This window comes from Bradyrhizobium sp. B124 (genome assembly GCF_038967635.1).
Classification (GTDB): domain Bacteria; phylum Pseudomonadota; class Alphaproteobacteria; order Rhizobiales; family Xanthobacteraceae; genus Bradyrhizobium.
Genome location: NZ_CP152413.1, coordinates 6,712,698 through 6,726,928, shown reverse-complemented (window position 1 = coordinate 6,726,928; position 14,231 = coordinate 6,712,698). Strand labels below are relative to the sequence as shown.

Genomic DNA, 14,231 nt, shown 5'->3' with positions numbered 1-14,231 from the left:
CCTCCGGGTCTGCGTCTCGCGGCGCAGCCCGGAATGACGGACAACTGAGATGCAGGGGCATCGGGTTTCAATGGGTAAGATTACAGGTTTTCTCGAGATCGAGCGGCATGACCGCAAGTACGAGCCGGTCGCCGAGCGGCTCAAGAACTTCAACGAGTTCGTCATTCCGCTGAGCGAGAAGGACACGCGCGACCAGGCCGCGCGCTGCATGAATTGCGGCATCCCCTATTGCCACGGTACCGGCTCGACCGCGCCGGGCACGCCGGGCTGCCCGGTCAACAACCAGATCCCCGATTTCAACGACCTCGTCTATCAGGGCAACTGGGAAGAGGCCTCGCGCAACCTGCACTCGACCAACAATTTCCCCGAGTTCACCGGCCGCATCTGCCCGGCGCCGTGCGAGGCGTCCTGCACGCTCAACATCGACGACAACCCGGTCACCATCAAGACCATCGAATGCGCGATCGTCGACCGCGCCTGGGACAATGGCTGGCTGAAGCCGGAGATAGCTGCGCAGAAGACCGGCAAGAAGGTCGCCGTGATCGGCTCGGGCCCCGCCGGCATGGCCGCCGCGCAGCAGCTCGCGCGCGCCGGCCACGAGGTGCATGTCTACGAGAAGTTCGCCAAGGCCGGCGGCCTGCTGCGCTACGGCATTCCCGACTTCAAGATGGAGAAGAACATCATCGACCGCCGCGTGGCGCAGATGGAAGCCGAGGGCGTCACCTTCCACTACGGCAAGGCGGTGGGCGGCTCGACGCCCGGTGCGATCGATCCGCAGGATCTCGCCAAGCAGTATGACGCGGTGGCGCTGACCGGCGGCGCGGAAGCCCCGCGCGACCTGCCGATCCCCGGCCGCGACCTCGCCGGCATCCACTTCGCGATGGACTTCCTGCCGCAGCAGAACCGCCGCGTTTCCGGCGAGCCGCTGAACGGCACCGCCGACATCCTGGCCGGCGGCAAGCATGTCGTCGTGATCGGCGGCGGCGACACCGGTTCGGACTGCATCGGCACCTCGTTCCGGCAAGGCGCGAAGTCCGTGACCCAGCTCGAGATCATGCCGGCGCCGCCCGAGCACGAGAACAAGGGCGTGACCTGGCCGAACTGGCCGCTGAAGATGCGGACCTCGTCGAGCCAGGCCGAAGGCGCAGTGCGCGAATACGCCGTGCTGACCATGAAGTTCGAGGGCAAGGACGGCAAGGTCACCAAGCTGCATTGCGTCAAGGTCGACGACAAGTTCAAGCCGCTACCCGGCACCGAGTTCACGCTCGACGCCGAGCTGGTGCTGCTGGCGATGGGCTTCGTCCATCCGGTGCACGAGGGCCTGCTCAAGACGCTCGGCATCGAGCTCGACCAGCGCGGCAACGTCCGCGCCTCCCTGCAGGACTATAAAACCTCGCGCGCGAAAATCTTCTCCGCCGGCGACATGCGCCGCGGCCAGTCGCTCGTGGTCTGGGCAATCCGTGAAGGCCGCCAGTGCGCGCGCTCGATCGACAGCTTCCTGATGGGCAAGACCGACCTGCCGGGGTAAGCGTTTCGGCCGTCACGCCGGACTGCATCTCACCAAATTCAGCTGTCATCGCCCGCGAGAGCGGGCGATCCAGTATTCCAGAGACGTCTGCTGGATATGCCATTTGCATTCCTAATCTAGATCATTGGTTGAATTAATTTCACCATGCCCGTCCCACCTGTCAGGATCGCCACGCATGGCGAGGAATTGGGACGATGCTGGCAGGACCGCGGCCGGAATGGCTGAGCTTCGATTGCTACGGGACGCTGATCCAATGGGACGAAGGCCTGGCTGCTGCGGTTCGCAGCATCCTTTCCCGCAGCGGAGGATCGGTCGATCCGAATGAGCTGATCGCGATCCACGACCGCCATGAGCATCGGCTGGAGCAGCAGCGCCCGCATATGTCTTTCAAGGACGTCAGTGCCGAAGCGTTGCGCCTGACGATGGCGGAGCTGGCGCTGCCCTTCGAAGCGAGTCACGCGGAGATTTTGACATCGTCGATCAGCGCGATGCCTCCTTTCCCAGAGGTGGTCGAGACGCTGGGCCGCCTCAAGGCAGCGGGCTTGAAGCTTGCGATCATCTCCAACACCGATGATGCGATCATCGCCGGCAACGTCGCGCAACTCGGCGGCCATATCGATCGCGTCATCACCGCCGAGCAGGCCGAAGCCTACAAGCCGTCCGCGCGGATCTTCCAACACGCCTGGAACGCCATCGGTGTCGGCAAGGACAGGCTCCTGCATATCTGCGCCAGCCCGCATCTCGACCTCGCGGCAGCTCGCGAACTCGGCTTTCGGACCATCTGGATCGATCGTGGCACGGGGCGCCAGCCCCTGCCGGACTATGTGCCGAACGCAACGGCCAGCGCGCTCGATAACGTGCCCGAGCTGCTGCGCGCTGCCGGCTGGATGTGACACTGCACCGGAAGCGAAATCAGCTAGTTCTGCACCCGCACGCCCAGCATCACCACCGTCGATGCCGAGTTCTGTCCCGCGAGGTTCGAATCCAGCCAGTCGCGGCGTACCGTGCCCTTTATCCAGAGGCTGCGGGTCATCTTGTAGATCAGGTCGGCGGACACCGAGTAGATGGTGTCGTTGCGGTTGTCGCCCTTGTACTCGAGCGTGCCGTAGGTGAACTTGCCGATCGCGGTCAGCCAGCGGCGGAAGTCGTGATCGACCTCGACGGTGTAGGTGCGCGACAGCACGCCGGAGGTGCCGGGCAGCGTGGTCTCGCCGAGCTGGGTGTCGGAATAGAATTTCGCCGTGGTCAGCGGCGTCGCGGTCCAGGTCAGCGACGCCGTGGTCAGCAGCCCTTCGAGCCGGTTGAGCCGCGTGTCGGCGTAGTCGCGCATCGCGTAGCCGATCGAGACTTCGCCGAACAACAGCCGCGTGAACTCGAACGAAGTGCCGGCCTTGGCATAGCCGCCCGATGAATCGCGCGCGTAACCGGCGCGGTCGAGGAAGAGATCGTGGACGCGGCTGTCGCCCTGCACCTCGATGAAGGGCTTCACCGCCGGATTGAGCTCATAGCTGACGCGGCCGATGCCGCCATATTGGGAGAAGTTGCGGTCGTCGTTCGACGACGAGGTGCCGTCGGTCAGCTTCGACCATTGGTAATCGGTGCGGTCGACGGTGGCGCCGAGCGAGACCTGCATGCGGTTGAAATGCTGGTCGATGCCGAAGGTGCCGCCGACCGTAGAGTAGAGCGGATATTTGGCGAGGCCGGCCTGCACGTTCGGGCTGCCGGGATTGTCGGTCGAGACCAGCATGCGGGCCTGCGCCGTCAGGTGCGTGTCCCTCGACACATCGAGACGGCCGTCGATATGGCCGGTGAAGCTCGGACGGTCGACGTCGAGCGGCGCCGACAGCGGCGTGCCGTCAATCGGCGTGAGCTGGGAGCCGTAGCCGGTGAACGAGCCGCGCAAATCGGCGACGACGGCGTGGCGCTCCCAGTCCGACATCGCGACGAATTCCGGCGCGACCATGTAGAACGCCTTGCCCTGCGGCGAATTCAAACGGCCCGGATTGGTGTCGTAGCCGGCCATCACCTCGACCGCGGTCTTGACCATGAACGAGCCGGCGTAGTCGCCGACCGCGCCGAACGGATCGTCGTCGAGCTTGAGCCGCCTGCGCGCCGGCTGGCCGACGATGGTGCCGGCCATCGCCGGCGGCAGCGGCGGCTTGCTGGCGGTCTCCGACGGCGGGATCGACAGCCGCAACTGCCCGGCCGCGGTCAACGGCTGAGGCGTCGGCACCGGCGAGCCGGGTCCAGGCGGCGGCTTCGGCTTGGCCTGGCCCGGATAATATTTCGGCTTCAGGCGCTTCCGATTGAGCGAGTCATAGCCCGATGTCGCGGCGCCATTGGCGGCAGGAAGACCGTAGGTCGGGACCTGTCCGACACGGTCCGAGGTTGATGTCGACGACGAAGCACGCCGGCCGGGATCGGCGTCGGGCAGCCGCAAGCCGTTGAGCGGATCCGTGGCATCGGCCGTGGTCCTGCGCAGCGGCGAATCCTGGGTGATCACCTGGCTCTGCCGGTTCGGGCTGAACAGATCCGGCGTCACGGTCTGGGCGTTGGCAAGCCCGGTGGTCGCAGTCAGCGCAGAAGTCAGCAAAAGGCATGGCAAAACCACGCGAACGAAGTGTCCACGCCGATTTGGGCCGCTTGCTGGCCGCCGCCACACGATGGAAATACTCCAACGAATCCATGCACTTGACGTACGCATCCCGCCTGGCGGCGAAAAACGTCGTTAATGGAGTTAAAACAATTATGGTTAATGAGCCGTTGAGGATCCGGCGCCGCGCGTCGCATCGCGGAATCGAACGTGCTAAGGGAGACGCCCGGGTGCAAAACCCCTCCCCTGGAATACGAAATGGCCAAACCGAAACCGCTGATGACCAAATCATCCGGCCCCGATGACGGCGCCATTCAGTCGGCGCTCCGCACCCTCGATGCCGAAGCAAGCGGCGTCGCTGCGCTCTCTGCGGCACTCAAGTCCGACCTCGGCACGGCGTTCACGGCGGCTGCCGAGCTGATCCGCAAGGCCAAGGGGCGGCTGATCGTGACCGGGCTCGGCAAGTCGGGCCATATCGGCCGCAAGATCGCCGCGACCTTCGCCTCCACCGGCACGCCGGCGTTCTTCGTGCACACCGCCGAAGCCAGCCACGGCGATCTCGGCATGATCACCGCTGACGACGCGATCCTGGCGCTGTCATGGTCCGGCGAGCAGCCGGAGATGCGCAATCTGATCGCCTATGCCGCGCGCTTCGGCATTCCGCTGATTGCGATGACCGCCGACAAGGATTCGACGCTGAGCAAGGCGGCCGACGTGCAGCTCACCATGCCCAAAGCCCGCGAGGCCTGCCCGCACAATCTCGCGCCGACCACGTCCTCGCTGATGATGCTGGCGCTCGGCGATGCGCTGGCGATCGCGCTGCTCGAAGGCCGCGGCTTCACCTCGACCGATTTCAGCGTGCTGCATCCGGGCGGCAAGCTCGGCGCGCTGCTGAAATATGCCCGCGACCTGATGCATAGCGGCGACGCGCTGCCGCTGAAGCCGCTCGGCACCAGGATGTCGGACGCGCTGGTCGAGATGACCTCGAAGGGCTTTGGCTGCGTCGGCATCGTCGACCGCCACGGCCATCTCGCCGGCATCGTCACCGACGGCGATCTGCGCCGGCAGCTGACGCGCCCCGAGCTTTTGACGCTATCGGTCGACGAGGTCATGACCAAGACCCCGAAGACGATCAGCCGCGACACGCTGGCCGGCGAGGCGCTGGAGCTGCTCAACGCCTCGAAGATCACGACGCTGATCGTGACCGATGCAAAGAAGCCGGTCGGCATCATCCATCTGCACGATCTGCTGCGCGCCGGCGTGGCGTAAGAGTCACGGTCCGTAGGGTGGGTTAGCCGAAGGCGTAACCCACCTCTTCTCCCACCGCCGCGCAAATGATGGGTTACGCTTCGCTAACCCACCCTACGCATCTCACTTTGGAAACCGCGCCGCGGTCGCCTCCAGCGGCAGCGCCAGCGCGTTGGCGAGGTAGGAGACCGTGCGGTAGAAGCCGCACAGCAGGATGATCTCCAGCACCTGATCGTCATCATAATGCGCCGACAGCGCGGCGAATTCCGCGTCGCTCAACGTTGCCCGCGCATGCAGCGCGTCGACCGCGGCGATCAACGCCTGTTCGGCCGGGGACCAGCAGCCGGCATCGGCCGCACCGTGCACGGTGGCGTGGACCTGCTGCTCCGACAGCCCGGCGGCGGCGCCGAACGCGGTGACATGCACGCCCCATTCATATTCGCAGGCATTGAGCGCGCAGGTGCGGTCGATCACGATCTCGCGCTCCCGCAACGGCAGCGGCCCGCGGTCGAGCAGGCTGCCGCCGCGAAACTTCTCCCAGGCGCGCGGGTGCCCCGCCATCATGCGGAACAGCACCAGCGGCGGCTTGCCGCGCATGATGCGATCGAAATGCTGTTGAACATCCGCCGCATAGGGCGGATCGAGCGGTGCGATGCGTGACATGGGCCGATCTCATTGCTACATTTACTGTAGCATCACGCTACAATATCTGTAGCGAACAACGCAAGCGAGATTCAGGAGAGGTTCGCGACATGGCGAAGCAGGTTCCAGCCACGAAATCCGGCGTCCGCGGCTCGCGGACCGGCCGCCCGATCATGGCGCTGCTCGATCTGTTGGGGCGGCGCTGGACCTTGCGCATCGTCTGGGAGCTGCGGGAAGGCGCACTGACCTCGCGCGCGCTGCGCACCGCCTGCGACGAGGCGTCACCGACGATCCTGCAGACGCGGTTGACCGAGCTGCGCGAGGCCGGCTTCGTCGAGCTGACGGATGATGGTTACGGCCTCACTGCGCTCGGCCGGGAGCTGTTCCAAACCTTCACGCCGCTCAGTCGCTTCGCCGAGCGCTGGAGCAAGCGCTAATTCTCTCCCTCTCCCCGTTGTTACGGGGAGAGGGTTGGGGTGAGGGGCTCCCTCCGCGAGCGAGCCGATAGTTGAGACCTGTACCCCCTCACCCGCCGCGCAAGAGCGCGTCGACCTCTCCCCGCAAGCGGGGAGAGGTGACAAACAAGAGCGTCACCCGACAAAGCTAGACCGCCGCCACCGTCAGGCTCGCGCCGTCGGCGCGGACCACCTTCACCCGGCTGCCGGCCGGCGCATCGGGGCCGGCGACGCGCCAGACCGTGTCGTCGATCCGCACAGTGCCAGCGCCATCGATGATCGGCTTCTCCAGGGTGAATTCGCGGCCGACCAGGGCTTCGTTGCGGCGGTTGAGGAACGGATTGGTCTTGCTCGCCTCGGTCGCGCCTTTGGCAAAATGCCGCCACGCCGGCACTGCCAGCGCGGCGAACACCGCGAACATCAGGAGCTGCGTCTGCCAGGACGGCGTGAAGACGAACGACAGCAGCCCGACCAGCAGCGCCGCGAGCCCGAGCCAGAACAGGAAGACGCCGGGCGCCGCGAGCTCCAGCGCCATAAGGATGAAGCCGAAGATCAGCCAGTTCCAGGTACCCAATGACGAAAACATCTCGGCCATGACGTGACCTCTCAACGGTCTGAAGCCCCTCTCCCCTTGTGGGAGAGGGGTTGGGGTGAGGGGTGACAATCTCTCCGCGGAGAGAGACCCCTCACCCGGATTGCATCTAGCGATGCAACGTAGCCGAAGTTTCGCTTCGGCGTTCTCAAGTACGGCCGCCAAAGGCGGCCTTTGCCTCTCCCACAAGGGGAGAGGTGAACGGAATGCGCCGAAGCAATCATTGTCACGCCCTTACCGCTGCGGCGGCACCGGCGGGGGCGGCGTCGGACCGGCCGACGGCACCGAGCCGCGCCGTGCGGCGGCCGCGGCGGATGCGGCACTCTCGCCGAAGGTGGCCTTGGCGATCTCGCCGATGCCGGCGAGCGAGCCCAGGATGCTGGTCGCCTCGATCGGCAGCATCAGCACTTTCTGGTTCGGCGAATCGGCCAATTGCCCGAACGCCTTGATGTATTTATCGGCGATGAAATAGTTCAGCGCGGCGACGTCGCCCTTGGCGATGGCATCGCTGACCATCTGGGTGGCTCTCGCCTCGGCTTCGGCGGAGCGCTCGCGCGCCTCGGCGTCGCGGAATGCAGCCTCCTTGCGGCCTTCGGCCTGCAGGATCTGGCCCTGCTTGGCGCCCTCGGCGCGCAGGATCTCGGATTGCCGCTGGCCTTCGGCCTGCAAAATGTCGGCGCGCTTGACGCGCTCGGCCTTCATCTGCCGGCCCATCGCCTCGACGAGGTCGGCCGGCGGCACGATGTCCTTGATCTCGATTCGATTGACCTTGAGGCCCCAGGGCGACACCGCGGCGTCGACCACACGCAGCAGCCGCTCGTTGATCTCGTCGCGATGCGAAAGCACCTGGTCGAGATCCATCGAGCCCATCACCGAGCGGATATTGGTCATGGTCAGCACGATGATCGCCTGGTTGAGATTGGCGACCTCGTAGCTCGCCTTCGCTGCATCGAACACCTGGAAGAACGCGACGCCGTCCACCGTCACGGTGGCGTTGTCCTTGGTGATCACCTCCTGCTCGGGGATGTTGATCACCTGCTCCATCATGTTCATCTTGCGCCCGATGCGATCGAAATACGGCACGATCAGATTGAGGCCGGGCGACAGCGTGCGGGTGTATTTGCCGAACCGCTCGATGGTCCAGTCATAGCCCTGCGGGACGGTCTTGATCCCGGCGAACAACGTGACGATGACGAGAAGAACAAGCGCGATCGCGAAAATGTCGAAGCCAGTCATAAAGTCCTCCAAGGCACCGCGAGGCCCGCGAGACCGTCGCCAGGCGCGGTCGTGCATTGGTCGGCAGGACCGCTCCGCCGGTTCAGCCGGCTGTTGTTCTCTCTAGCACATAGGAAGCGGCTGTCGGACTGCCAGATGCACGCAAGCTGAACGCCAGATGCAGCAAGGCTGAACGAACCACTGTGTCCGCTGTCACAGATCGTTAACAATCAGATCCAGCGTGCTCGGATCAAGCCTTGCTAGATCCAGCCCTGAAGCTCGCGAAGCACGAGCTGGCGGATCACGTCCATGCCGCCTTCGCTGTCGTTGAGGCAGGGGATGGCCGCGAACTGCTCGCCGCCATTGTGCCGGAAGATCTCGGCGTTCTCCTGCGCGATCTCCTCCAGCGTCTCCAGGCAATCGGCGGAGAAGCCGGGCGTCACCACGGCAATTCGCCGCACGCCGTCCCTGGCCAGCTTCTCGACCGTCTTGTCGGTATAGGGCTGCAGCCACTCGGCATTGCCGAAGCGCGACTGGAAGGTGAGGATCAGCCTGTTGGCATCGAGCCCGAGCCGCTTGCGCAGCGCGTTGGTCGTGGCGATGCACTGCGCCTGATAGGGATCGCCCTTGTCGACATATGCCTTCGGCATGCCGTGGAACGACGCGAGGATGATCTCGGGCTGGAACGGCAGCGTCGCGAGATGGTCGTTGATCGAGACCGCGAGCGCCTCGATGTAGTCAGGGTCGTCGTAGTAGGGCGGCGTCACCCGCAGGATCGGCTGCGCGCGCATGCCGGCCAGCACGCGAAACGCCTCGTCGCAGACGGTTGCCGACGTCGCCGCGGAATATTGCGGATAGAGCGGCACCAGCAGCAGCCGGTTGCAGCCTTGCGCCGCCAGCGCCTCGATGCGCTCCTTGATCGACGGATTGCCATAGCGCATCGCCCAGTCGACCACGACGTGATCGTGATCGGCGATCGCCTCCGCGAGCTTTTCGGCCTGCGAGCGCGTGATGGTCTTCAGCGGCGACTCGTTCTTCGCGGTGTTCCAGATCTTCAGATAGTCGCGCGCCTTGCGGGCCGGGCGGACGCGCAGGATGATGCCGTTGAGGATCAGCTTCCAGAGCAGGCCCTGGTTCTCGATCACCCGCGGATCGGACAGGAATTCCCTCAGATAGACCCGCACGCCCGCGGCATCGGCCGTATCCGGCGTGCCGAGATTGACCAGGAGCACGCCGACGCGCTCCGGCTTCGGCACCGCGGCAGGCTTCGCGCTCTCGAAGGGGATGACCGTGCTCATGATGGCGTTGCGTCTCAAGTCCTTCGCTTGGGGGCTTTGGGCTTCGCGCGTTGCTCCGACCTTGTCAAGCCGACTGCCGGTTGGTTACGTTCCCGTCCCGTGAATGGGGAGGAACCATGACGATCGCCGAATGGTGCGTCTTCGGGACGCTGCTGCTCTCGCTGCTGACGATCGTATCGGTGAAATGGGCCGGCATCCGCGGCTTCGACAATTCGAAACCGCGCGATCCGGATTTCTACGACGACCCGATCCGCTCGCGCGCGCTCGGCGCCCACCAGAACGGCATCGAGGCCTTCCCGTTCTTCGCCTTCGCCGTGCTGCTCGCCGAATTCCGCGTCGGGCCGCTGCGGCTGATCGACGAGCTCGCGGTGCTGTTCCTGATCGTACGGATCGCCTACGTCTTCACCTATATCGGCAACCGCCCGACGCTGCGCTCGATCCTCTGGAGCATCGGCTTTGCGATCAACATCGCGATCTTCCTCCTGCCGGCGATCAAGGGGTACCTGACGAGTTGAGCTCGCTCACCCTCCCCTGGAGGGGGAGGGTCGGTTCGCATCGAGCCAAGCGAGGGGCGAACCGGGGTGGGGTGATCTCTCCACTCGGACGCTGTCGGGCGCGGGAAGACCGTCACCCCACCCCGCTACGCATTTCGCTGCGCTTCATGCGTAGCGACCCTCCCCCTCCAGGGGAGGGTAAGACAAGTCACCTCACAAACACGTCGCCCGCTCGGCCGCGACATAGCCGAACAGCAGCCCGAGCCCGAGCAGCAGCACGAGCGCAGCGGCAGCAAATTCCAGGCCGCGCATGATCACCATGCCGCCGCCGTCGCGCGCCGCGCTCAGCCGCTCGGCCACGCCGCGCGCCGACACCGCGACCAGCGCGATCGCCGCCACCGTGATGGCGGTGCCGAGCCCCATCACGAAGGTCGCGGCAATGCCGGCCCAGAACAGGCCCTGCGCCAGCGCGAACACCAGCACCAGGATCGCGCCCGAGCACGGCCGGATCCCGACCGTGAGGATCGCACCTAAGCCGCGCCGCCAGCCGCCGGGACCGGCGAGTTCGGCCGGCGTCGGTCCGTGCGAATGGCCGCAATGCTCGTCATGGACGTGCTGCGCGTCATGCCCGTGATCGTGGCCGTGATCATGATGATGGCCATGATCGTCATGCGCGTGACGATGATGATGCTCATGGCCATGGTCGTGGTGATCGTGTTCATGGTGGTCGTGATCGTGCCGATGCGCGCCGGCCAGCGCCAGCGCCGGGCGCGGCAGCTTGAGCGCGCGGAGGAAGCCGCCGCCCTTGACCCAGACGAGCCGGGCGCCGAACGCCGCGATCAGCGCGTAGCTCGCGATCTCGATCGCCTTCTCCGCCCCGCACATGGTCTTCGCCGTCGCGTTGAGCAGCCAGGCGCAAATTCCGACGATGGCGACCGCGACCAGCGACTGCATCAGCGCCGAGGCGAACGACAGCACGATGCCGCGCCGCGCGGTCTCGCGATTGGCGACCATGTAGGACGAGATCACCGCCTTGCCGTGGCCGGGGCCGGCGGCATGGAAGATCCCGTAGGCAAAGGAGATCGCAAGCAGCGTCCAGACCGCCGAGCCATCGGATTTCGCGGCGCGGATCGTCGCCGAGATCTCGCGGTAGAACTCCGACTGTTTTGCCAAGAGCCAGCCCACGATCCCGCCCTGCGGCTCCGCCGCGCGCGGCGCGCCGAACGGATTTTGCGCCAGCAGCGCATGAACCGCGCCATCCAGCACCGCGAACGTCGCCAGCACGGCAGCGGACACGGCCAAGCCACGCATCACGCGGGAGGCGATTGGCGTCATGGGCAATCCACCGAGATTTTGTTGGCGAACATCATCGCGAAATTGCCGGCACTCCCGTCGAGAAAGTTCTGCTCGCCGAGCTTCTGCGCGGCGGCGGTGCCATCGTTCGGCCGTTCGAACTGCATCTTGCAGTCTACAGCGGCGCCGACCAGCTTGATCGGCTCCTTCTCAGCGAACTGGAAGTCGATGAAGTAGGTCGGGTCGAACACTTCGAGCGACAGCTGCCTGGCCTTGAACGGCGTCTTCACCGGCAGGGTGAAGTGCAGCGTCAGCGCCGAATCCTTGTATTCGAGGAAGTAGTCGACCGGCTCGGTGAACTTCTGCTTCTTGCCGTCACCCTTGGCGAAGGTGAAGTAGGCGTATTCCTTCAGCGACTCGACATTGGTCTGCGCCAGCGGCGCCAGTTCCTCGCGGCTGTAGGCGCCCTTCACCTTGGTCTCGATGCCCTGTAGCGCATAGGTCGAGAACATGTCGTCGAAGGTCCAGGCGTGGCGGACCCCCGTGATGGTGCCGTCAGGCGCGTAGATCAGCTCGCTCTTGGCCACGATCCAGACATGCGGGTGGGCCTCGGCGGCCGCCGTGCCGAGCACGACGGACACCGCAACCGCGAGCCCGGCGATCAGGCGGTTCAGAGACGGCACCTTCAGGCCGCCTCAGGCGTCTCGAGCAGGCCGCGACGGCGCAGCAGCGCGTCCGGCTCGGGCTCGCGGCCGCGGAAGGCGACATAGGCCTCCTCCGGATCGCGCGAGCCGCCCGACGAATAGATGTCGTCATGCAGCCGCTTGGCGGTCGCCGGATCGAAGATGTCGCCGGCCTCCTCGAAGGCGCCGAACGCGTCGGCGTCCATCACCTCCGACCACATGTAGCTGTAGTAGCCGGACGCATAGTGATCGCCGGAGAAGATGTGGCCGAACTGGGTCGGCCGGTGCCGCAGCGAGATTTCGGCGGGCATGCCGATCTTCTCCAACTCCTTCTGCTCGAAGGCGCGGACGTCGCGGCTCGCCGCCGCCGGCTGGGTGTGGAATTCGAGATCGACCAGCGCCGAGGAGACGAACTCCACGGTGGCAAAGCCCTGGTTGAACTTGCGCGCGGCGAGGAAGCGCTTGAGCAGGTCGTCCGGCAGCGCCTCCCCGGTCTGGTAGTGGCGGGCGAAGCGCTGCAGCACCTCCGGCCGCTCCTGCCAGTGCTCGTAGAGCTGCGAGGGCAGCTCGACGAAGTCGGTGAAAACGGACGTCCCCGACAGCGACGGATAGGTCACGTCCGAGAGCATGCCGTGCAGGCCATGGCCGAACTCGTGGAACAGGGTCCGCGCGTCGTCCGGCGACAGCAGCGACGGCGCGCCGTCGGCGCCCTTGGCGAAGTTGCAGACGTTGATGACCAGCGGCGCGACGTCGCCGTCGAGCTTCTGCTGGTCGCGCAGCGAGGTCATCCAGGCGCCGGAGCGCTTCGAAGGCCGCGCGAAGTAGTCGCCATAGAACAGCGCCTTGTGCTGACCGTCGCGGCCCTTGACCTCCCACACCCGGACGTCCGGGTGCCAGACCGGCACGTCCTTGCGCTCGGCGAAGGTGACGCCGAACAGGCGGGTGGCGCAGTCGAAGGCGGCCTCGATCATGTGGTCGAGCACCAGATAAGGCTTGATCGCGGAATCGTCGAAATTGGCTTTGGCCTGGCGCAGCTTCTCGGCGTAGTAGCGCCAGTCCCAGGCCGCCAGGGTGAAATTGCCGCCCTCTTCAGTGATCAGCGCCTGCAGCGCATCGCGGTCGGCGAGTGCCCGCGCCCGCGCCGGCTTCCAGACCCGCTCCAGCAGGCCGCGCACCGCCTCCGGCGTCTTCGCCATGGAATCCTCGAGGCGGTAGGCGGCGTAGGTCGGGAAGCCCAGGATCTTCGCCGTCTCCTCACGGAGGCTGAGGATCTCCACGATGGTCGCGTTGTTGTCGTTGGCGTTGCCATTGTCGCCGCGGGCGGTGAAGGCCTTGTAGACCTTCTCGCGCAGGTCGCGCCGCGACGAGCTCTGCAGGAACGGTTCGACCGAGGAGCGCGACAGCGTCACGATCGCCTTGCCGGGCTTGCCGCGCTCTTCCGCCGCAGCCTTGGCGGCCGCCACATATGTGTCGGAGAGGCCGGCGCGGTCGCCCTCGCCGAGCTCCATGAACCACTCCTGCTCGTCGCCGAGCAGATGATGGCTGAACGAGGTGCCGAGCTGGGCGAGGCGCTCGTTGATCTCGGCCATGCGGGCCTTGGCGGCGTCGTCGAGCCCGGCGCCCGAGCGGTGGAAGCGGGTGTAGGTGCGCTCCAGGAGCCGCATCTGCTCGCCGGTCAGGCCGAGCGAGGCGCGCTTCTCGTGCAGCATGGCGATGCGGCCAAACAGCACAGCGTTCATCATGATCGGATTCCAGTGCCGCGCCATTCGGGGCGACACCTCCTTGTCGATCTCCAGGATCGCAGGGCTCGAATGGGCCGAGACCAAGTCGTAGAACACCGCCGAGACCTTCGACAGCAGCTTGCCGGAGCGCTCCAGCGCCGTGATGGTGTTGTCGAAGTCCGGCAGCGCCGGATCATGGGTAATCGCAGCCACTTCGGCCGAATGGTCGGCGAAGGCCTGCTCGAAGGCAGGGAGGAAATGCTCCGGCTTGATCTCGGCGAAGGGCGGCGTCTCGAGCGGCGTCTGCCATGCCTTCAAGAGGGGGTTGGCGTGAGCGTCTGCGCTGGTTTCTGACATCGAATATCCCGTTTTCCGCCTTGAAAATGCGGCCCAATCTATATCACGCGATACGGCATTTTTGGGCCTTTTGCGCTTGATACATGGGCACTTTTCGGAGAGATTGCGCCCC

13 protein-coding genes are annotated in these 14,231 nt (G+C 65.7%); 5 read left to right on the top strand and 8 right to left on the bottom strand.

The window, feature by feature from the left end; genetic code table 11:
- The first annotated feature begins 70 nt into the window (after positions 1–70).
- Both AAFG13_RS32075 and AAFG13_RS32070 read left to right on the top strand, forming a co-directional pair.
- Positions 71–1,528 (top strand): glutamate synthase subunit beta, encoded by a 1,458-nt coding sequence (locus tag AAFG13_RS32075; RefSeq protein ID WP_342709277.1) that lies wholly within the window; start codon positions 71–73, stop codon positions 1,526–1,528.
- Between the two features lie 194 nt (positions 1,529–1,722).
- Positions 1,723–2,421, top strand: coding sequence for a haloacid dehalogenase type II (locus tag AAFG13_RS32070; protein WP_342709276.1), 699 nt, complete (start codon positions 1,723–1,725; stop codon positions 2,419–2,421).
- Between the two features lie 23 nt (positions 2,422–2,444).
- Here AAFG13_RS32070 and AAFG13_RS32065 read toward each other — a convergent pair whose 3' ends face one another.
- Complete coding sequence (locus AAFG13_RS32065) at positions 2,445–4,232, bottom strand: outer membrane beta-barrel protein (RefSeq protein WP_342709275.1); 1,788 nt, start codon at positions 4,230–4,232, stop codon at positions 2,445–2,447.
- Positions 4,233–4,379: 147 nt separating this feature from the next.
- Here AAFG13_RS32065 and AAFG13_RS32060 point away from each other — a divergent pair, with 147 nt between their 5' ends.
- The gene (locus AAFG13_RS32060; RefSeq protein WP_342709273.1) at positions 4,380–5,390 is read left to right on the top strand and encodes a KpsF/GutQ family sugar-phosphate isomerase; all 1,011 of its coding nucleotides are present in this window, start codon (positions 4,380–4,382) and stop codon (positions 5,388–5,390) included.
- A gap of 102 nt (positions 5,391–5,492) precedes the next feature.
- On the opposite strand, the gene AAFG13_RS32055 is transcribed toward AAFG13_RS32060, so the two are convergent.
- Positions 5,493–6,032 (bottom strand): carboxymuconolactone decarboxylase family protein, encoded by a 540-nt coding sequence (locus AAFG13_RS32055; protein WP_342709272.1) that lies wholly within the window; start codon positions 6,030–6,032, stop codon positions 5,493–5,495.
- Between the two features lie 89 nt (positions 6,033–6,121).
- On the opposite strand from AAFG13_RS32055, the gene AAFG13_RS32050 reads away from it, so the two are divergent.
- On the top strand, positions 6,122–6,448 hold the full coding sequence (locus tag AAFG13_RS32050; RefSeq protein WP_212313897.1) for a helix-turn-helix domain-containing protein: 327 nt from the start codon (positions 6,122–6,124) through the stop codon (positions 6,446–6,448).
- A gap of 166 nt (positions 6,449–6,614) precedes the next feature.
- Here the strand turns inward: AAFG13_RS32050 and AAFG13_RS32045 are convergent, their stop codons facing one another.
- The 3 genes from AAFG13_RS32045 to hemH form a co-directional block, all read right to left on the bottom strand.
- The gene (locus AAFG13_RS32045) at positions 6,615–7,061 is read right to left on the bottom strand and encodes an NfeD family protein (protein WP_212313898.1); all 447 of its coding nucleotides are present in this window, start codon (positions 7,059–7,061) and stop codon (positions 6,615–6,617) included.
- 231 nt (positions 7,062–7,292) lie between these two features.
- On the bottom strand, positions 7,293–8,294 hold the full coding sequence (locus AAFG13_RS32040; protein ID WP_092123761.1) for an SPFH domain-containing protein: 1,002 nt from the start codon (positions 8,292–8,294) through the stop codon (positions 7,293–7,295).
- Between the two features lie 239 nt (positions 8,295–8,533).
- Positions 8,534–9,571 (bottom strand): ferrochelatase, encoded by a 1,038-nt coding sequence (gene hemH, locus AAFG13_RS32035; RefSeq protein ID WP_342709271.1) that lies wholly within the window; start codon positions 9,569–9,571, stop codon positions 8,534–8,536.
- Between the two features lie 116 nt (positions 9,572–9,687).
- Here hemH and AAFG13_RS32030 point away from each other — a divergent pair, with 116 nt between their 5' ends.
- Complete coding sequence (locus AAFG13_RS32030) at positions 9,688–10,086, top strand: MAPEG family protein (protein WP_342709270.1); 399 nt, start codon at positions 9,688–9,690, stop codon at positions 10,084–10,086.
- 192 nt (positions 10,087–10,278) lie between these two features.
- Here the strand turns inward: AAFG13_RS32030 and AAFG13_RS32025 are convergent, their stop codons facing one another.
- Genes AAFG13_RS32025 through AAFG13_RS32015 form a run of 3 tightly spaced genes read right to left on the bottom strand, consistent with a single transcriptional unit; the run spans position 10,279 to position 14,119 of the window.
- The gene (locus tag AAFG13_RS32025) at positions 10,279–11,400 is read right to left on the bottom strand and encodes a nickel/cobalt transporter (RefSeq protein WP_342709269.1); all 1,122 of its coding nucleotides are present in this window, start codon (positions 11,398–11,400) and stop codon (positions 10,279–10,281) included.
- Complete coding sequence (locus tag AAFG13_RS32020) at positions 11,397–12,032, bottom strand: DUF1007 family protein (RefSeq protein ID WP_342713435.1); 636 nt, start codon at positions 12,030–12,032, stop codon at positions 11,397–11,399. The genes AAFG13_RS32025 and AAFG13_RS32020 overlap by 4 nt, the downstream gene beginning before the upstream one ends.
- An 11-nt stretch (positions 12,033–12,043) precedes the next feature.
- Complete coding sequence (locus AAFG13_RS32015; RefSeq protein WP_212313904.1) at positions 12,044–14,119, bottom strand: M3 family metallopeptidase; 2,076 nt, start codon at positions 14,117–14,119, stop codon at positions 12,044–12,046.
- Between the last annotated feature and the right edge of the window lie 112 nt (positions 14,120–14,231).